Source organism: Vibrio albus, assembly GCF_003144035.1.
In the GTDB taxonomy this organism is placed as follows: Bacteria; Pseudomonadota; Gammaproteobacteria; order Enterobacterales; family Vibrionaceae; genus Vibrio; species Vibrio albus.
Map to the genome: position 1 here is coordinate 128,518 of NZ_QFWT01000003.1, position 20,081 is coordinate 148,598.

The 20,081-nt window shown below is 47.5% G+C and carries 17 protein-coding genes; 12 read left to right on the plus strand and 5 right to left on the minus strand.

The genetic code is table 11. The features are described from left to right. The first annotated feature begins 180 nt into the window (after positions 1–180). The 5 genes from DI392_RS06780 (at position 181) to DI392_RS06800 (ending at position 7,383) form a co-directional block, all read left to right on the plus strand. Complete coding sequence (locus DI392_RS06780) at positions 181–3,015, plus strand: DNA translocase FtsK 4TM domain-containing protein (protein WP_109319150.1); 2,835 nt, start codon at positions 181–183, stop codon at positions 3,013–3,015. Positions 3,016–3,147: 132 nt separating this feature from the next. Then, entirely contained in the window at positions 3,148–3,744 is a 597-nt protein-coding gene (lolA, locus tag DI392_RS06785) for an outer membrane lipoprotein periplasmic chaperone LolA (RefSeq protein ID WP_109319151.1), read from the plus strand. Between the two features lie 31 nt (positions 3,745–3,775). Then, on the plus strand, positions 3,776–5,122 hold the full coding sequence (locus DI392_RS06790) for a replication-associated recombination protein A (RefSeq protein WP_109319152.1): 1,347 nt from the start codon (positions 3,776–3,778) through the stop codon (positions 5,120–5,122). Between the two features lie 105 nt (positions 5,123–5,227). After that, positions 5,228–6,535: a serine--tRNA ligase gene (gene serS / locus DI392_RS06795; RefSeq protein WP_109319153.1), complete on the plus strand. Its 1,308-nt coding sequence runs from the start codon at positions 5,228–5,230 to the stop codon at positions 6,533–6,535. 107 nt (positions 6,536–6,642) lie between these two features. Further along, positions 6,643–7,383, plus strand: coding sequence for a metalloregulator ArsR/SmtB family transcription factor (locus DI392_RS06800; protein ID WP_109319154.1), 741 nt, complete (start codon positions 6,643–6,645; stop codon positions 7,381–7,383). Between the two features lie 206 nt (positions 7,384–7,589). Here the strand turns inward: DI392_RS06800 and bioA are convergent, their stop codons facing one another. Then, positions 7,590–8,870 (minus strand): adenosylmethionine--8-amino-7-oxononanoate transaminase, encoded by a 1,281-nt coding sequence (gene bioA / locus DI392_RS06805; protein WP_109319155.1) that lies wholly within the window; start codon positions 8,868–8,870, stop codon positions 7,590–7,592. A 125-nt stretch (positions 8,871–8,995) separates the two neighbouring features. On the opposite strand from bioA, the gene bioB reads away from it, so the two are divergent. From bioB to htpX, 5 genes are all read left to right on the plus strand, one after another. Then, entirely contained in the window at positions 8,996–10,048 is a 1,053-nt protein-coding gene (gene bioB / locus DI392_RS06810; RefSeq protein WP_109319156.1) for a biotin synthase BioB, read from the plus strand. 24 nt (positions 10,049–10,072) lie between these two features. Further along, the gene (gene bioF, locus DI392_RS06815) at positions 10,073–11,224 is read left to right on the plus strand and encodes an 8-amino-7-oxononanoate synthase (protein WP_109319157.1); all 1,152 of its coding nucleotides are present in this window, start codon (positions 10,073–10,075) and stop codon (positions 11,222–11,224) included. Positions 11,225–11,249: 25 nt separating this feature from the next. Next, complete coding sequence (bioC, locus tag DI392_RS06820) at positions 11,250–12,044, plus strand: malonyl-ACP O-methyltransferase BioC (protein WP_181388389.1); 795 nt, start codon at positions 11,250–11,252, stop codon at positions 12,042–12,044. Continuing rightward, complete coding sequence (bioD, locus tag DI392_RS06825; protein WP_109319158.1) at positions 12,041–12,724, plus strand: dethiobiotin synthase; 684 nt, start codon at positions 12,041–12,043, stop codon at positions 12,722–12,724. The genes bioC and bioD overlap by 4 nt, the downstream gene beginning before the upstream one ends. A gap of 250 nt (positions 12,725–12,974) precedes the next feature. Next, entirely contained in the window at positions 12,975–13,838 is an 864-nt protein-coding gene (gene htpX, locus DI392_RS06830) for a protease HtpX (RefSeq protein ID WP_109319159.1), read from the plus strand. 91 nt (positions 13,839–13,929) lie between these two features. On the opposite strand, the gene rsmS is transcribed toward htpX, so the two are convergent. The 4 genes from rsmS to dinG form a co-directional block, all read right to left on the minus strand. Continuing rightward, the gene (gene rsmS / locus DI392_RS06835) at positions 13,930–14,097 is read right to left on the minus strand and encodes a pleiotropic regulatory protein RsmS (protein WP_109319160.1); all 168 of its coding nucleotides are present in this window, start codon (positions 14,095–14,097) and stop codon (positions 13,930–13,932) included. Further along, positions 14,094–14,645, minus strand: coding sequence for a primosomal replication protein PriC (priC, locus tag DI392_RS06840; RefSeq protein WP_109319161.1), 552 nt, complete (start codon positions 14,643–14,645; stop codon positions 14,094–14,096). Before priC ends, rsmS begins: the two co-directional genes overlap by 4 nt. 30 nt (positions 14,646–14,675) lie before the next feature. After that, positions 14,676–15,446, minus strand: coding sequence for a sulfite exporter TauE/SafE family protein (locus DI392_RS06845; protein ID WP_109319162.1), 771 nt, complete (start codon positions 15,444–15,446; stop codon positions 14,676–14,678). A gap of 232 nt (positions 15,447–15,678) precedes the next feature. Further along, positions 15,679–17,754 carry an ATP-dependent DNA helicase DinG gene (gene dinG, locus DI392_RS06850; protein ID WP_109319163.1) on the minus strand — a complete coding sequence of 692 codons (2,076 nt, stop codon included), beginning with the start codon at positions 17,752–17,754 and terminating at the stop codon, positions 15,679–15,681. Positions 17,755–18,399: 645 nt separating this feature from the next. Here dinG and DI392_RS06855 point away from each other — a divergent pair. Both DI392_RS06855 and DI392_RS06860 read left to right on the plus strand, forming a co-directional pair. Continuing rightward, positions 18,400–19,347, plus strand: a complete 948-nt coding sequence (locus tag DI392_RS06855) for a porin (RefSeq protein WP_109319164.1) — start codon at positions 18,400–18,402, stop codon at positions 19,345–19,347. 70 nt (positions 19,348–19,417) lie between these two features. Next, positions 19,418–20,050: a YccT family protein gene (locus DI392_RS06860; protein ID WP_109319165.1), complete on the plus strand. Its 633-nt coding sequence runs from the start codon at positions 19,418–19,420 to the stop codon at positions 20,048–20,050. Positions 20,051–20,081: the final 31 nt, after the last annotated feature.

The following is a 20,081-nucleotide window of genomic DNA, read 5'->3' on the forward strand; positions in this document are numbered from 1 at the left end:
GCCCGACAATAAAAACAGAACCTTAACATTAGCCGGTTTATATTCATGTAGCATATATCAGGAAGTTATTACTCCAACGTGCCACATACCCGGCAGAATAAGGTAAACTTGGGGCAGGAAAACGAGCGGCTTTGGCCGCTCGGATTATTTATGACTTGATACGATATTTTTAGTTGGTATATGTTCAGAGAGAGCAAAAACAAGGTTGAAATGGTCATGAACACCGGCAATCTTGAAACCAGTCACCGCCTGAATGGTGCTCAAAGATTGCGTGAGTGCTGTTTTATCGTCGGCTTTTTAGCCGCTATTCTGCTGGCTGTTGCTTTATACAGCTTCAATCCTGCGGATCCTTCCTGGTCGCAGACGGCTTGGGGTGGTGAAGTAAAAAATGCCGGAGGCCGTATCGGGGCATGGACAGCAGATTCTCTGTTTTTTACTTTTGGGCTTCTGGCGTATTCATTACCGGCTGTGCTTGCTGCACTCACCTGGGTCTTTTTCAGAAAAAGATCGAAAAACGAACCTCTTGATTTTATGCTTTGGGGCACCCGACTTTTAGGGCTGGTGGTACTCATTCTGACCAGTAGTGGGCTGGCGGCGCTTAATTTCGATGATATCTGGTATTTTTCTTCGGGCGGGGTCGTTGGAGATGTCCTGACCAGTCTTGCACTGCCTTATCTTAACCTTCTCGGCAGCATTATCGTCTTTTTGTTTCTTTGGGGGGCGGGTTTTACCCTGCTGACCGGTATTTCCTGGCTGAGCATTGTTGAGTGGATAGGTAATATTTCCATCACTGCTACGGCGTGGTTCCTGAATAAAGTCAGAGGTTCGGAAAAAGAAACGCTGGAACCGGCTCGGGAGTCTTTTACTGCTGAGCATACTGAGCCTGAGCAGATTTCCAGTGATATGACGTTATCGGATCAGTCTGAGATAATGCAGGAAGAACCAGAAGAACAGCAGCCACAGCCGTCTGATGACGAGACGGAACACTATCAGGAACTGGAAGAGAAAACCCATCGCTATAATATTCATATGCCCGATGCGGTAGACGATCTGGAGCAGAGAGAAGAGGCTCTGGAATCTGAACAACCTGAGCCGTCACTTCGTTCACAACAGCTACATACAACGATTGAAGAGCTGGAAAAGTCTGCATTGGAGCAGGGCGACATGCCGGACCAAGTGGAATCAGAGACAGCGAAAGACGTTCAGCCAGAAGAGAGTGTCTACAATCCGTTGGCAGATATTGATTTAGAAACAGAAAAGCAGCCAGTTATTTCGGCTGAAGCCCTTGACCATGTTATTGATGACGCCGATATGCAAACAGGCAGAATCGAGCCGGTTATTTCAGATATAGAATCTGTCGATATTGATGAACCCGAACTGGATGCGCCAGAGGTTACCGAACCGGAGCGGAAAGACCCGGATGTAGCGGCTTTCCAGAATATCGTCAGTGAAGCCCAAAAGAATATGGCTGGGGCACAGAACCCGTTTTTGGCGAAGAAAGAAGAAGATCTTCCTGTGCCAACAGCACCGATGCCTACCCTTGAGCTCTTATATCATCCGGATAAGAGAGAAAACCATATCGACAGGGATGCGCTGGAAGATATCGCCCGCTTGGTGGAATCCAAACTGGCGGATTACAAGATTAAAGCGCGGGTGGTGGACATATTCCCCGGACCGGTGATCACCCGTTTTGAACTGGATCTGGCTCCTGGTGTGAAAGTCAGCCGCATTTCCAGCCTTTCCATGGACCTGGCCCGCTCTTTGTCTGCGATGGCCGTGCGGGTGGTAGAAGTGATTCCGGGTAAGCCATATGTCGGCCTTGAGTTGCCGAATATGAGTCGTCAGACCGTCTATTTCTCTGACGTCGTGGGCAGTAAACAGTTCCTCGACGCTAAATCCCCGACCACTGTCGTAATGGGACAGGATATCGCTGGTGAAGCGGTCATTGCTGATATTGCTAAAATGCCACATGTGCTGGTGGCGGGTACTACCGGCTCTGGTAAGTCGGTGGGTGTAAACGTAATGATCCTCAGTATGCTGTATAAAGCAAAACCGGAAGATCTGCGCTTTATCATGATTGACCCGAAAATGCTGGAACTGTCGGTATACGAGGGTATTCCGCATCTGTTGTCTGAAGTGGTTACAGATATGAAAGATGCCTCTAACGCGCTGCGCTGGTGTGTTGGAGAGATGGAGCGCCGGTATAAACTGATGTCCGCACTGGGTGTACGTAACGTGAAAGGCTTCAACGAAAAACTGAAGATGGCTGCTGATGCCGGGCATCCGATCCATGATCCATTGTGGCAACCGGGTGACAGTATGGATCAGGAACCACCATTGCTGGAAAAACTGCCTTATATCGTTGTTGTCGTCGATGAATTTGCCGACCTGATGATGGTGGTTGGTAAAAAGGTTGAAGAGCTAATTGCGCGTCTGGCACAGAAAGCGCGGGCAGCGGGTATTCACCTGATACTGGCGACACAGCGTCCATCCGTTGACGTGATTACAGGCTTGATCAAAGCCAATATTCCGACCCGGGTTGCCTTTACCGTATCGACAAAAACTGATTCCCGGACCATTCTGGATCAGGGCGGAGCAGAATCACTGCTGGGTATGGGTGATATGCTGTATCTGCCGCCGGGTTCAAGCCATACCGTGCGCGTTCATGGTGCGTTTGCTTCCGATGATGATGTACATGCTGTGGTCAACGATTGGAAAGCGCGCGGTAAGCCACAATATATTGATGAGATCACCAACGGTGACCAGTCTCCGGATACCCTTCTGCCGGGTGAGCAGATGGAAGGGGATGATGATATCGATCCGCTGTTTGATCAGGTAGTAGAGTTTGTGGTCGAAAGCCGCAGAGCGTCAGTATCCGGCGTGCAACGTCGCTTTAAGGTGGGGTATAACCGGGCATCACGTATTGTCGAACAGATGGAAATGCAGGGTATCGTGACTCCGCAAGGACATAACGGTAACCGGGAAGTACTGGCTCCAAAGCCGGTAACTGAGTAGGTTTTGTCTTTGGAATTCAGAAAAATAAGAAACTAGACCGCTTCGCTTCCAGAGACTATAAAAGCGAATATTTGCCTTTCTGTATTCTCGAAGCGAAGCGCTCTGTATTCTTAAATGAACATGAAGAGAAATATGAAAAAATTACTACTAGCTTTAGTTTTTACCAGCTTCACTGTTTTAGCTTCTCCAAAAGAAGAACTCAGTGCCCGTCTGGAACAGAATAACGGTTTTACTGCTGACTTTACTCAGCAGGTGATCTCTCCGGATAACGAAGTGGTGCAGGAAGCGGAAGGGTATGTGGACGTTGCCCGGCCGAGTCTGTTCCGCTGGACCACTACCATGCCGGATGAAAATGTCCTGGTATCCGATGGTAAAACGCTGTGGTATTACAGCCCGTTTATCGAGCAGGTCACTATCTATGGACAAGAGCAGATTATGGCACGTACACCGTTTGTTCTGCTTACCCGAAATCGTGACAGCGACTGGGACAGTTATTTGATCAGTCAGGAAGCGGATCGTTTTACACTGACACCAACAGCGCTGGACTCCACCATGGGACAGTTCCAGATAGACATTGATACGCAAGGTGTGGTGCAGGGTTTTAATATCATTGAACAGGATGGCCAGCGCAGCCAGTTCACCTTCAGCAACTTTAGTTCTGACGTCCCGGATAAGCAGACATTTACTTTTACGGTTCCGGAAGGGGTAGAAGTGGACGATCAGCGCTAATCGCAGAAAGCGAACAGATAAGGCAGTAAGTGTGAGTAACTACAGTTTAGATTTCTCGTCAGGCGAGGATTTCCGTCCATTGGCGGCCAGAATGCGTCCCGTGACCGTGAATCAGTATATCGGTCAGCAGCATATACTGGGTGAAGGCAAGCCTCTGCGCCGGGCTCTGGAAGCGGGCCAAATTCACTCGATGATTCTGTGGGGACCACCGGGAACGGGAAAAACCACGCTGGCAGAAGTAGCCGCTCATTACGCCAATGCTGAAGTCGAGCGTGTGTCTGCGGTTACTTCCGGAGTGAAAGATATCCGCGCAGCGATTGAAAAAGCGCGCGAAAACAAACAGGCCGGACGACGTACTATTCTGTTTGTGGACGAGGTGCACCGGTTTAACAAGAGCCAACAGGACGCGTTTCTGCCTCATATCGAAGACGGAACCGTGACTTTTATCGGCGCAACCACGGAAAACCCATCGTTTGAGCTAAACAACGCGCTGCTATCCCGGGCAAGAGTCTATAAGCTTACCTCTCTGACTACGGACGATATTTTACATGTCGTGCATCAGGCGATCGAGGATAAAGAGCGTGGCCTTGGCACCATCACTGCGGACTTTCATGACAATGTCTTAGCGCGTCTGGCGGAACTGGTTAACGGTGATGCCCGTATGTCTCTGAACTATCTTGAACTTTTGTATGATATGGCAGAAGAGCAGGACGGACGTAAACAGGTAACGTTGCCATTACTGGCTGAAGTAGCCGGAGAGAAGGTCGCCCGTTTTGATAACAAGGGAGATATCTGGTACGACTTAATTTCAGCCGTACATAAATCTATCCGTGGCTCTAATCCTGATGGTGCTCTGTACTGGTCTGCCCGAATGATCACCGCAGGGTGTGATCCGCTGTATATTGCCCGGCGTCTGCTGGCCATTGCATCGGAAGATATCGGCAATGCCGATCCTAGAGCCATGCAGGTGGCACTTTCTGCATGGGATTGTTTTACCCGTGTAGGTCCCGGTGAGGGGAACAGAGCTATTGCACAGGCGGTGGTTTACCTCGCCTGCGCACCAAAAAGTAATGCTGTGTATACGGCGTGGGCTCAGGCTCTGCAGGATGCACAGAATCAACCTGAATATGAAGTGCCTTATCATCTGCGAAATGCGCCGACCCGCCTGATGAAGGAAATGGGCTACGGTGAGGAATACCGGTACGCTCATGATGAACCGGGTGCGTACGCGGCAGGGGAAAGTTACTTCCCGCCGGAAATGGCTCATACCCGTTACTATTATCCGAAAAATCGCGGTCTTGAAACGAAAATTGGCGAAAAGTTAGATTATCTCGCCTCTTTAGATGCAAAAAGCCCCCGAAAGCGCTATGAAAAGTAGTGTTTTTTGGATATCTTAACCCGATTAATTTCTTTATAACGCGCTCGGCATATAAGGTGCTGGATTTAGCGTGTTTTTTCACCAATCAAAAGCATAGGATTAGCAATGCTGGATTCTAAATTACTTCGAACAGAGCTGGATGATACAGCTGAAAAACTAGCACGTCGCGGCTTTACGCTGGACGTAGAGACAATTCGTCAACTTGAAGAGCAACGTAAGTCGATTCAGGTAGAAGTTGAAAATTTACAATCCACACGCAACTCCATCTCCAAGCAAATTGGCCAGAAAATGGCGGCTGGCGATAAAGAAGGCGCAGAAGAGATCAAAAAGCAGATCGGTAACCTGGGTAGTGAGCTGGACGCAAAAAAAGTACAGCTGACAGAAGTTCAGGTAAAGATTGAAGATATCGCTCTGTCTGTTCCTAACGTACCGCATGACTCGGTACCGGTAGGTAAAGATGAAGACGAGAACGTAGAAATTTCTCGTTGGGGTGAGCCAAAGACTTACGATTTTGAACTGAAAGACCATGTTGATCTGGGCGAAATGGGCGATGGTCTGGACTTTGCTGCGGCGACCAAAATCACCGGTGCTCGTTTTATCGTGATGAAAGGTCAGTTTGCGCGTCTGCACCGTGCGATTGCTCAGTTTATGCTGGATCTGCACACGGATCAGCATGGCTACACCGAAATGTATATGCCTTATCTGGTTAACGCCGATAGCCTGTACGGTACAGGTCAGCTACCTAAGTTTGGTAAGGACCTGTTCCATACCGAACCACTGGAAGAAAAAGTGAGTGACGAAGAGCCGCGTAAGCTTTCTCTGATCCCGACAGCAGAAGTACCTGTAACCAATATGGTTCGTGACACCATTTCTGAAGAAGCAGATCTACCTCTGAAGATGACGGCGCATACACCTTGTTTCCGCTCTGAAGCCGGTTCTTATGGTCGTGATACCCGTGGTCTTATCCGCATGCACCAGTTCGACAAAGTTGAACTGGTTCAGGTCACCAAGCCGGAAGATTCTATGGATGCTCTGGAAGAGCTGACCGGCCACGCAGAAAAAGTACTGCAGCTTCTGGATCTGCCTTACCGCAAAGTTGTACTGTGTACCGGCGATATGGGCTTTGGTGCGTGTAAAACTTACGACCTTGAAGTATGGGTTCCTGCACAGAACACGTACCGTGAAATCTCTTCCTGCTCAAACATGTGGGATTTCCAGGCGCGCCGTATGCAGGCTCGTTTCCGCCGTAAGGGTGAGAAAAAACCTGAGTTGGTGCATACACTGAATGGTTCTGGTCTGGCTGTAGGCCGTACTATGGTCGCTGTTCTGGAAAACTACCAGCAGGCAGACGGCCGCATTGAGATTCCTGAAGTATTGCGTAAGTACATGGGTGGTCTTGAGTATATCGGTTAATTCATAGCACCTTCAGAGTGTAAAATGCAGAGTCGGGAGCTTTCGAAAAGGACAGCTTCACTCTGCATTTTTTTATTTAGTGCTCTTTTATCCATGAGGTTTCGGTAATGAAAAAACGTGTGCTTTTTTTGTGTACAGGCAATTCAGCCCGTTCCCAGCTTGCTGAAGCGCTGTTTAATCATATGTGTGGCAGTGACTTTGAAGCCATGAGCGCAGGTGTCCATCCAAGCGAAGTTGACTCCAGAGTCTTTGACATTTTGCAGGAAGATGGGGTCGATAGTACTTCGTTACAAAGCAAATCGTCAGAAAACTATTCCGCTGAGCACTTTGATTTCGTGATTACCCTGTGCGATAACGCAAAAGATGAGTGTGTGGTTTTTGAAGATGCGGACGCTCAGATCCATTGGGATTTTTTCGATCCGAAACCACTGGAAGGCCTGAAACCTTTTCGTACCGTGGCGGAGGGACTGAAAGATCGTATTGCGTTGTTTTTATTGCTTAACGGACACGACGCTGAGAATACGGTGGTGCCGACCGCACTATTTAAGGTGATGAGCGATCCTCTGCGTCTGAAAATACTTATGCTGCTGGAAGACGAGCACTCACTAACCGTCAGTGAATTAACAAAAGCCCTGGAAGTGAGCCAGCCGAAAGTGTCCCGTCACCTTGCTCTGCTGCGAGATGGTGGTTTTTTACAGGACAAGCGGGACGGACTATGGATTTTCTACCGTTTAGCCGACAACCTGCCAGCCTGGATCCGTCATACACTGGAAACGGTACGCAACGGTAACCCGGCGATTATTAACCGGGAAAAGCTGAATCTGAAGCTGGCGGGTAAAGGGAAGTAAGACATCTTATTTGCCGAATATAGAAGAAACAGAGACTAGATCGCTTCGCTTTTAGAGACTATAAATCAAGATGTTGTGCTGCGGTCTATATTCAAGATGACAGTATCTTTTCTGTAATCTACAAGCGAAGCGCTCTGTATTCTCTTCTAGTCTCTAGTCTCTAGTCTCTAGTCTCTAGTCTCTAGTCTCTGGTTTCTAGCTCAAACCTATATAGCAAAACATTCTTCGGATTGCAGCGCAGCTTCAACCGCCCCGACCAGTTGCTCAATATGTTCTGACTGACTGATAAACGGGGGCATCATATAAATTAGCCGGCCAAACGGTCGTATCCAGACACCGTGATTGACGAACAAGATCTGAATGGCTTCCATATTCACCGGATGATGGGTCTCTACCACCCCAATAGCACCCAGCCAGCGGGTATTTTTTACCTGTTTATACTGGTTCAGGTTAGGTAACAGTTCCGCAAACTTCTGTTCGATGGCTTTGGTTTGCTCTTCCCATTCCCCTTTTTCAATTAAGTCCAAGCTTGCCGTGGCAACTGCACACGCCAGCGGATTACCCATAAACGTCGGGCCATGCATAAAGCACCCGGCTTCACCACCACACACGGTATCAGCAACCTCCTTACTGGTCAGGGTTGCAGACAGTGTCATATAGCCGCCGGTTAAGGCTTTGCCAACGCAGAGAATATCGGGTTGGACATCAGCATGCTCACAGGCGAATAGCTTACCAGTGCGGCCAAACCCGGTAGCAATTTCATCCAGAATCAGCAATACACCGTATTCATCACAGAGCGTGCGCACTTGTTTCAGAAACTCAGGATGGTAGATACGCATGCCGCCTGCGCCCTGAACAATAGGCTCCAGGATCACTGCTGCGATTTGGCTGTGATGCTTTTGTATCTGTTGCTTAAAATCAGTGATGTCTTGCGGATCCCACTCATCATGGAAACCACAGGCCGGGGACTCCGCAAAGATATGTTCTGGTAAAAAGCCTTTATACAGGCTGTGCATGGAGTTATCCGGGTCGGTCACCGACATGGCAGCAAAGGTATCTCCATGATAGCCATGCCTCAGGGTCAGAAACTTAGAGCGGGGATCCCCCTTAGCATGCCAGTACTGTAGTGCCATTTTCAGGCTGACTTCTACCGCGACAGAACCCGAGTCGGCCAGAAAGACGTGTTCCAGATTATCCGGTGCAAGTGAAAGCAGCTTTTTACACGCATTGATCGCTGGCTGGTGGGTAATACCACCAAACATGACATGTGACATGGTGTCAATTTGCTGATGAGCTGCAGAGTTCAGATGAGGGTGATTATAGCCATGGATAGCTGACCACCAGGATGACATACCATCAATCAGTTGCTTACCATCTTCCAGCTCAATACGGACACCATCCGCTTTGGTTACGGGGTAGCAGGTGAGAGGGTTTAGTGTTGACGTGTAGGGGTGCCAAATGTGCTGGCGATCAAATTCCAGATCCATAATAGTTCTCGTTGATTATATTTTATTCAATTGTAAACTTTAGAGCATTTAGTTTTGTTGACAGTTTAAGGGTTACAGATAGAATAGCCAAGTATCAAATCAATAAATAATGAAAGGATTGACACTTGGAAGCTCGTCATAACTGGACTGTAGAAGAAGTTCGCACCCTCTTGGATAAACCATTTATGGACCTGCTGTTCGAAGCGCAGATGGTTCATCGTCAGCATCAGCAGCATAACTATGTTCAGGTTAGTACGCTGCTTTCGATTAAAACCGGTGCTTGTCCTGAAGATTGTAAATATTGCCCTCAGAGCGCTCATTATCGTACTGATGTAGAACGAGAGCGCCTGATGGAAGTGGATCAGGTATTGAATGCGGCGAAAAAGGCCAAAGATTCCGGTTCCACCCGTTTCTGTATGGGGGCTGCATGGAAGAACCCGAAAGAGAGGGATATGCCTTACCTGAAGAGTATGATTCAGGGCGTTAAGGAAATGGGTCTGGAAACCTGTATGACTCTGGGGATGCTGACACCGGAGCAAGCCAATGAACTGGCGGAAGCAGGTCTGGACTTCTACAACCACAACCTGGATACGTCGCCGGAGTACTACAGCAATATTATCACCACCCGGACTTATCAGGATCGTCTGGATACCCTGTCTCATGTGCGTGATGCCGGTATGAAGATCTGTTCCGGCGGTATTATCGGCATGGGGGAAACCGTGTCTGACCGCGCAGGGCTGCTGACTGAGCTGGCTAATCTGCCGACGCACCCAGAGAGTGTGCCGATTAATATGCTGGTGAAAGTGAAAGGGACACCACTGGAAGGCGAAGAAGATGTTGAACCGTTTGACTTTATCCGTCTGATTGCTGCTGCACGTATCATGATGCCTCATTCCGCCGTACGTCTTTCTGCTGGTCGGGAGCAGATGAACGAGCAGATGCAGGCACTGTGTTTTATGGCTGGTGCTAACTCCATCTTTTACGGCTGCAAACTTCTGACTACGCCTAACCCGGCAGAAGATAAAGATATGCAGTTGCTGGCTAAGCTGGGTATAAACAGCTCTGATGTGGCACAGAAACCGGATCAGATTCAGGAAGATGAACTGATGGAACAGGTGATGGAGCGCGTGGCGGCTCGACCAACCGAAGACGACCTGTTCTACGATGCCGGTGTGTAATAGTAGCTTTGTCGGGTAGTACTCATGTTTAGTCAACGCATCGAACAGGCTCTGACCATACGACAGGAAAAAGGGCTTAGCCGTCAGCTTAATGTTCTTGAAGGCGGCAATCAGCCAATGTTCTGTCAGGGAAGTCGCCAGTATATTAATTTTTCCAGTAACGATTATCTGGGAATGGCGACAGAACCTGAGCTGATTCAAGCCTGGAAAGAGGGGCTGGATAAATACGGGGCCGGCAGTGGTGCTTCTCCTCTGGTGACCGGTTTCTCCCGGGCGCACGCGGAGCTGGAACAGACACTGTGCAGCTGGCTTGGTTACGACCGTGCCATTTTATTTAACTCCGGCTTCAGCGCTAATCAGGCGGTTCTGTTTTCTTTACTGGAGAAAGGTGATCTGCTTGTTCAGGATAAGCTGAACCACGCCTCGCTGATGGAAGCGGGTATGTTGTCTCCGGCAAATATGAAACGCTTCCGGCATAACGATCCTGAACATCTGAATACACAGCTGTCCCAGCCTGCACTTGTGGTCACAGAAGGCGTATTCAGTATGGACGGTGATACGTCACCACTTAAGAACATCAAACAAATCTGTGATAAGCAAAACAGCTGGCTGATGGTAGACGATGCTCATGGTATCGGTGTACTGGGGGAAGAAGGTAAGGGAAGTTGCTGCGCCGAGGGAATTAAACCTCAGCTTCTGATCGTTACCTTTGGCAAAGGGTTTGGTCTGTCTGGTGCTGCGGTGCTGTGTGATAAGCCAACCGGAGACTACCTGACGCAGTTTGCCCGCCACCACGTCTATTCTACCGCAATGCCACCGGCACAGGCATATGCCCTGAAGAAAGCTGCGAACATGATTCAGTCCCAACAGTGGCGGCGCGACAGGCTAGCGGAACTACAGTCGGCATACAATGACACTTTGTCTGGTTTAGAGGGGTTTGTCTCCACACCAACGCCGATCAAACCGTTTATCTGTGGTGATGCAAGTCATGCTCTTTCCATGGCAGATAATCTGAAATCACATGGCTTCTGGGCAACTGCCATCCGGCCCCCGACTGTGCCAAATGGGAGTGCCCGGATAAGAATTACTCTGACAGCGAATCATAGTCCCGAGCAGGTGAAGGCTCTGGCAGAGGCCATTGTACAGTTTTCAGAGGAGCATAACCGTGAGAGCTAATATTCAGGCCGATATTAATGTCGGGGTGGTGACACATCATTCCAGTCTTGCGGACGAAAAAACCGCCATTGCCGAGGCATTTGGCCGGGCAGCACAACACTATGACCAGCATGCTCAGTTTCAGCGTGATGTCGGTAACATGCTGTTGGTATCAATGCCGCAGGATCTGTCTGGCTATAAGGTGTTGGATATTGGTTGTGGTACAGGGTATTTTTCCCGGCTTCTGGCTGAGAGGGGCGCGATAGTGACGGCGGCGGATCTGTCTTGTGACATGCTTAAGCAGGCAGAAGCCCGGTGTAAGGATAAAGTGGTAAATTATCAGCAGGCGGATGCTGAAAATCTGCCGTTTTCCGATGATAGTTTTGACTTTGTTTTTTCCAGCCTGGCTCTGCAATGGTGTGAGGATCTCGCTGTGCCGTTAAAAGAGCTGAAAAGAGTCACCCGAGGTGGAGGAAAGATCTTTTTTTCCACCCTTATGGATGGTTCTCTGGTCGAGCTTAAACAGGCATGGGCAAAAATTGATACACATCAACACGTTAATCAATTCCTTACCCGTAAGGAGATAAAAATTGCGTTAGCGCAATCTGGCAATGAACAGCATCATTTAGACTTACGCCCGATCAAACTCTGGTACTCATCATCTTTCGACCTGATGCGTGATCTCAAAGGCATAGGGGCAAACCACGTCAGTGGGCGCTCACATGGCCTGACGGGACGACGCGCCTTACTGAAGGTTGAGCATGAGTATCAGTGCTTTAAAAATAAAAAAGGGTTATTACCCGCCACTTATCAGGTTTGTTTAGGGGCAATCGAATTATGATTAAGGCGTTTTTTATTGCTGGTACGGATACAGAAGTTGGTAAGACCGTTGTATCAAAGGCAATTTTGCAGGCTCTGGATGCCAAAGGGCTGACAACTATCGGATATAAACCAGTTGCCGCTGGTTCTAAAGAAACAGAAGAAGGCATCAGAAACTCAGACGCACTTCATCTTCAGCAGGCGGCAAATCAGGAGGTACCTTATTCAGAGGTTAATCCTTATGCGCTGTTTGAACCCACATCTCCTCATATCGCCGCCAGAGGTGAAGGCGTAGAGATTGATTATTTGGTATTAAGTGAGAAGTTAGCTACCCATAAACAAAATGCAGACGTTGTGCTTGTGGAAGGTGCCGGTGGCTGGCGAGTGCCAGTGTCAGACACCGACAGCTTGTCTACCTGGGTTCAGCAGGAAAAATTACCAGTTGTATTAGTGGTCGGAATTAAACTTGGCTGTTTAAGTCACGCATTACTGACGGCTGAGGCGATTAAGAACGACGGGCTGGAACTGGTTGGTTGGGTCGCGAACCGAATCAATCCGGGTACAGAACATTACGCTGATATTATTACTACTCTCGAACAACGAATTTCCGCACCAAAACTGGGTGAAATCCCATACGTCCCAAGCGTTAAAAGGCGTGATGTCGGTAAATATATTGATATTTCACCGATTGTGAATGGGTAATCGAGGCGGAAACCACATCGCTGTCATTCTATTAATCTTCCATCGTTCCCACGCTCCTGCGTGGGAATGCATACCTAGCTAAAGTTATCACATATTCCGAGTCCCTCGTTCTCAATCAGGAGCAGGGAATGAGATCTTACTATTCCATTCAGAGCTATTATCGATAATTGTTTCAAATTGTTATAGCCCTCTTGTTTTCTAAGCCTTTGCCTATATGTTAAAGGTACAGCGTTCTGGAGGAAAAATAATTATGAAACGAGTAATGCTCTTTTTAGCGACAAACTTAGCCGTTGTTTTTGTGCTGAGTATTGTTTTAAATATTCTATATGCAACGACAGGTCTGCAGCCCGGTAGCCTGAATGGTCTGCTGGTGATGGCGGCATTGTTCGGCTTTGGTGGCTCTTTTATTTCATTGCTGCTTTCGAAAAAAATGGCACTGGCCTCCGTTGGTGGTCAGGTTATTGAAAGCCCGAGAAATGAAACCGAACACTGGCTGCTGGAAACGGTTCGTCGTCAGGCTCAGAAAAGTGGTATAGGTATGCCGAGTGTCGCGATTTATAACGCACCGGATATGAATGCCTTTGCGACGGGAGCTAAGCGTGATGATGCACTGGTGGCCGTATCCAGCGGGCTGTTACACAACATGACCCGGGATGAAGCTGAAGCGGTACTGGCGCACGAAATCAGCCACATTGCTAATGGTGATATGGTGACAATGACCCTGCTGCAAGGGGTAGTGAACACATTTGTGATCTTCTTGTCGCGCTTTTTCGCCAATATTCTGGCTTCCCGAGACGAGGAAGAAGGCGGGGGTACCAGCATGATGGCGTACTTTGCTATTTCTATGTTCCTGGAGCTGGTTCTGGGTTTCCTGGCAAGCTTTATTACTATGTGGTACAGCCGTCGTCGTGAATACTACGCCGATGCAGGAGCAGCCAGTCTGGTTGGTAAACAGAAAATGATTGCTGCCCTTGAGCGTCTTAAAATCAGCTACGAGCCGCAGTTGGAAGGCTCTATGATGGCGTTTGGGATCAATGGTAAAAGAACCATGATGGAGTTGCTGATGAGCCACCCGCCACTGGATAAGCGTATTGCGGCATTGAAGAATCGCTAAAATATAGACAAGGATTCGGTGGCTTCGCTTCGAGGTCGAAGGGTTAAACCGTTCTAAACTATAAACGGTTTAACCCCCTTAACCCTTCCCGTTATCCTTTTGTCCCTAATTTCCTTTCTAAATCCTGCTTTACCATTTCCAGTGCGTTCAGTGCGACTTGTGGATCAACGTCGTTGGTTTCCAGCAGATAGATTAAATCTACAGCCAGCTTAATATCGTCAGGCGCGTTTTCCAGTGGTTGGGTCGGTTTGTCTGTCATTGGTGTCTTTCTCTGAAAGTGATCTGTTTTTCCAGCTTTAGTTTGGCTGCCCGGCAACGTTCCAGTCTTTGCTCTGTCACAATAAGTGCTTTCTGTGCTTCCTGTTGTTGAAAATGTGGAGCGGAAGCCAGCGTGCGCTCCTTTTCCCTCACCATATCCATCAGGCGGCTTTCCCATTCCTGATGCTGAGCCAGATCCTGATACAGAAGGTTGATAGGTTTTCGATAGTGGCTGGAGTGCTTAATCTCGGTTTTACGTATGGACTGAGTGGAGATTTCCCTTTGAATGGCGCTTATCTGAGCCAATAATTGCTCGGTAAGATACTCCGCTCTTTGTGCGGTTAAAAGGCCGCTTTCATTTTCTCTCACGATCGTTTTATAGGTGTTTTTCGCTTCTTCCACGCAAGGAGTCAGCAGACGAGAAAGGCAGTGGAACAGCCTTTCGTCAAACAGAGGCTGGTAATGCTCTCCGCGTTGTCGATCCGTTTGTGCAGCCTGCAGAGACAGCTGTTCCAGCTTGTCTTCCAACTGAGTAAATGAAGGTGTCATTGTTTAACCTGTTTGATGACCATTGGCTATTTAAAACCAGGCTTCATAAGCCAGCTTAATCGCCAGTACACTAACCATGGTAACAAAAACCGGACGAATAAACTTTGCGCCGAAACGGATTGCCGAATGTGCACCGGCATAGGCACCCAGCATCATACAAACACCCATGGTTAACCCGAGGACCCAGTTGATATGCCCGAGAAACGCAAAGGTAACCAGTGAGGTAAAGTTGCTGACAAAGTTCATCGCCTTGGATAACCCGGAGGCGAGCAAAATGTTTATCCGGTAAAGCGCCATGCTGCTGACTGCCCAGAAAGCGCCGGTTCCGGGGCCGGCGACACCGTCATAAAAGCCGATAGTAAAACCTTGCCCCCACTGTTTTTTGTACAGACATTTTCCCGGCTTAGGTAAAACGTTGCCTTCAGAGTCCGGCATTTTATGCCATATAGAATAGGCGGCAGAGGCAAGGACAATCAGAGGCAGCGCCTTTTCCAGCCACTCGGTACTTATTGCGTCGACGACCAGAGTACCGGTCACAGCACCGATAAAGGTGGCGATAAACGACTGTTTCCACAGCTCAGGATTAAAGAGCCGCTTACGATAATAAGTAAATGCTGCAGTGGATGAGCCAAAACTGGCTGCCAGTTTATTGGTACCCAGTACGATGTGTGGAGGTAGCCCCAAAGAGAGCAGGGCAGGGACGGTAAGCATACCGCCGCCGCCAGCAATGGCATCAATAAAACCGGCAGTAAAGGCCACCAGACCGAGAATAACCAACATGGTTGGTTCAATAAATTCCATAGTGTTTCCGAGGCTGTGGTTGTTATTATGTAAAGTAAAAATCCTGAGACTATAAAATCGAAAAGGATCAAGGCCGCTACGCTTTAAGGGCTATGGGGGTTAAACAGTTTCGCCCATATCATTTGGATTAATGCAGGGAACTGCCGTATTACGGTTTTCACAGGAAACTGAACGGGCTAACGCCTCAATCCTTCTTCCTTTTCCCTTCTATTCCTGTATTCTCTTCTAGTCTCTAGTATTCAATAACCCTTTTAAACGGCGGCAGAGAATCCAGCAGTGCTTTGCCATATCGTTTTGTGACCAGCCGCCGATCGAGGATGACGACTCTACCAGAATCCCGCTCTTTGCGCAGCAGTCTTCCAACCGACTGAATCAGTTTTTTACTGGCTTCCGGTACGGCTATCTGCATAAACGGGTTGCCCCCTTTTTCAGTGATATATTCTGCATGGGCCTGTTCAACCGGAGAAGTAGGAACGGCAAACGGGATCTTGGTAATAATCAGGTTCTCCAGCAGCTCTCCCGGCAGGTCTAACCCTTCCGAAAAACTGCCGGTACCAAACAAGATACTGGTTTTAGCACACTGAATGAGGGTCTTATGTTGGTTCAGAATTTCCGTACGAGAGGCTTCACCCTGTACCTGTAGCGCATAACCCTGCTTAATAAACTGTGCCGATAAGGCCTCTGCGACTTTGTTCATCTGCCAATAAGAGGCAAATAACACTAAATTAGCTTGTTTGTCTTTAATGAGTGTCGGCAATAGCTCAATCAGAGAATTGGTAAATTCCGGGGCCTGAGGCTCGTACTTCATTGCCGGAATCACCAGTTCAGCCTGATTCTGGTAATCAAAAGGGGAAGCCAGCGCCAGAAACTGAGTACCTTCTTCAGTCTTGTCACTGATACCCGTCTGACGACAAAAGAAGCTGAATGAATTAAGGGCCCGGAGGGTTGCCGAGGTGAGTACGGCACCGCAGCATTTACTCCAGAGCTGCTGATCCAACTGCCAGCCTATTTCTAAAGGTGACACGCTGACGATAAAATCGTCCTCCCGTTCCGGATTAATTTCCAGCCAGCGAGCCAGAGGGGCACCTTTCTCCCGCTTTGGTTCAGCCATTAATGACCAGACCTTAACCAGATTCTCCAGCCTCTGGATAAAAAAGCCGGTTTCCGCCAGCGCAGGTTCTGCTAGGTTTTTAGACAGCTCCCCATCTTTCAGTCGTTCTGCTATCAGATCGGCGATTTTACTCAGAGCCTGACAGCCTTTTTCGGACAATTTTTTCAGATCAACCGACTCCCGTTCCAGCCACTCCGGCAGATCGCCGTGTTCAAAACGGTAAACTTTTTCTACAAACTGCACAGGATCAAACTGTTTACTCAATTGGTTCAGTGCCGGTATCAGTTGCTGGATACTGTCCTGCAGTTCGTTCTGAAAACGATTAACCCGTTTTTCATCCGTCAGGCTGGCGATTCTGCTGATATTCTTGTTCAGTGATTCCAGCCACCCGGCTGCACCTTTTAAGCTGGCTGATGCGGATGCATGTTCCCGGGCGACAGATGGAAGGTGGTGGGCTTCATCAAAAATATAGATGGTATTTTCCGGTTCAGGCAGAATGACACCACCGCCAAGGTCGAGATCCGCCATGACCAGGCTGTGGTTAGCGATAATAATGTCGTTTTTGCTGATTTCAGAACGGGCTTTTTGGAACGGACAGCCTCTGTGCGCCGGAAGGCTGTTATTACAGCTGTGTTTGTCGCTGACGATACTGTTCCAAATCTCATTACTAATAGGCTTGGGCCAGGAATCCCGATCGCCGTCCCATTTTCCCTGCGCCAGTGAACGGTGCATGGTTTCTAAAAGTTCGATGTCTTTCTTTTTCGGCTTAGTTTCAAACATAGCCAGCTGACCACCATCAGCCCCACAGGCAGTGGCTAATTTTTCTGCGCAACAGTAACGGCCTCGTCCTTTTGCCAGAATAAAAGAGAAGGGAAGCTCACAAAGGCGGTTAAATAATGGCAGGTCTTTGTTCAGTAGTTGTTCCTGCAACGCAACGGTTGCAGTAGAAATAACCACTTTTCGGTTATTCAGCACCGCAAAAGGGATAGTACCTATTAAATAAGCGAGTGATTTTCCGATTCCGGTTCCGGCTTCTGCAACCATCATTCTGTTCTTTTTATGGTATTCCCCTGACAGGGTTTTCGCTATTTCAGCGACTAAATAGTTTTGTGCCCGTCTTGGAACAAAATTATCCAGCTGGTCATGCAAATTTTTATAGCTGCTACGGATAGCGGTTTGAATATTTGGACTGAGCATCACGTTTTTATTTGGGGTGGAATTCGGCAGGCATAGTAGCACAGGGGGGAATAGAACCAAACACTGTCACAAGTACTGTGGGTATCACATGCCTGGTGTATTTTTATTACCAAAACATTAAACTTTTTTGATGCCTAAGTACCTGCTGAATTTACTTCTTTTGGTTAAAAAATAACGATAAATTCCCGCTGAAAAGTTTGTTTTTAGATGAAATTTGACTCAAATCACAAAAAAAAAGTGAACGTTTATAAAAATCTTCAATTAGGAAAATCTCAATAAACCATTAATCTGATTATAATTGAATTTATGGAGAATTATGCTGCTTTATGTTGTCTGTGGTGTTTTTTTTGGAGATAAACTCTAAAACGTCTTGTGATAAATCTTTCATAGTGTGACCTTGTTTAGGTGAAAAATGCGCGCTAAAAACAGAAGAAATATGCTAACATATTGTTTTTTATGGGTTTATGTTTTTTTGCATTTATTTATTTAGATGTTTGACATGCATCGGAAACTTTTGCAATCTAGATTCCGAAATTTAGTGGCGGTGGCAATTCAATAATTAAGTGATTTGTCATCATCAATAAAACAAAAAAAAGGGAACCGAAAAGGATTTCCCATCTTTCTAAGAAAAGGCAGTGGATTATTATGAAAAAGACTCTAATCGCTCTATCAGTACTAGTAGCAGCTGGTTCTGTTAACGCAGCAACAGTTTATGACAACGATGGCGTAATGGTTGACCTATACGGTGACTTCGCAGTTCATTATGAAAAAGCAGAAGGCGCTGACAAAGAAGCAGCAATCGTAATTGATGACGCAGACTTCGGTATCAACTTTGAATCTGCTATCAACGAAAATATGGCTATCATCGCTAACATGGATGTTTCTGGCGAAGGTACTATTGAAGATAACAACGGTGAAGACGCTTCTGCCCTAGCTCTTGACGATCTGACTGTAGGTTTCAAAGCTGATGGCACAACTGTAAAAGTTGGTGACCAGGTAAACCTTGTTGATGATTTCGGTCTATCTAACGATTTCGCATTCGGCCTGAAAACAGCGGAAGATAAAGTAGCTCTTGCTGCAGACGGTAGCCAAGTAATCCGCGTTGATTACGATTCTGGTGAAGCATTCTACGGCGCATTTGCTACAACTAGCAACGCTGACGGCCTAGACAATGGTGTTGATACTGAAGTTCAGTATGACCTGAACGCTGGTGTTCGTTTTGATGCTGCAGATGTAAGCGTTACATATTCAACTGGTGAACTAACTACTGGTGCAGACTCTGACTTCATCGGTGTTAAAGGTTCTTACTCTCTTGAAGACATCACTCTATCAGCTGTTTACACAACTGCAGAGCAAGAAAGTGCTGATGTAACTGCATTCGGTGCAAACATCGAATACTCAATGGACAAAGTTGGCTTCAACTTCGGTCTGGTTGATATGGACGATGAAGTTGCTGACCAAGATTACGTAGAATACTACGCAAACGTAAGCTACTCTCTGGCTAAAAACGCAACTGCATTCTTCGAAGTTCAGGATTCAGACCTGGATAACGTCGACATGGGTTACGCTGCTGGTGTAACTGTTAAATTCTAATTTGAATTTAATTCAGTTATAGTGAAAAGCCACCGTATGGTGGCTTTTTTGATTTAAGTAAGGAACAAAGATGAGAATAACTAAATTTGTCTTGCTGGCACTGACGTCGGTTGCCTCTTTTACTCATGCCGCATCACTGGACTTACCTTATAGTGTGGATTTTCTGGCTCTCAATGGTGTTGAGCAGGATAGCAAGGATGTATTGGCAAGCCTGAAACCCGGTAGGCAGCAGGTGATTATTCGTTATTCTGAGGAGCTACGTGATGGCTCAACGAATGAGTTGTATGTATCCAAGCCACTGGTTCTGAACCTGGATGTCAAGGCGGATTCTGATGAATATTCGCTGGACCATAAAAATTTCCGCACTTATAAAGCCGCTGAAGCCGCCTTTGATAACAATAAAGCTGGCTGGACTCTGGAGCATAACGGCATTTCTGAAGTGGTTTATCCAGAAGAACTTCTTGCCGATGGCTTTATGCCATACGCCAATATCGAAAAAGCCATTCGAGCCCATAATAAAGAAAAGGGTATTGTTTTAACGTCTTCTGGTGCAACGAATGTAACCGAAGCGGTTGTCAGCGTTTCTGATTCGGGTGAAGTTGAAATTACCGGTGATCCTGTAACACAGTTAAAACTGTGGTATACCAAAGCGTCTAAAGATGAGCGTAAAGCCTTCCGTATCTGGATGATTGACCAGGATTGATCGATCTTGGGTATTCGCCTCGTTCCCATGC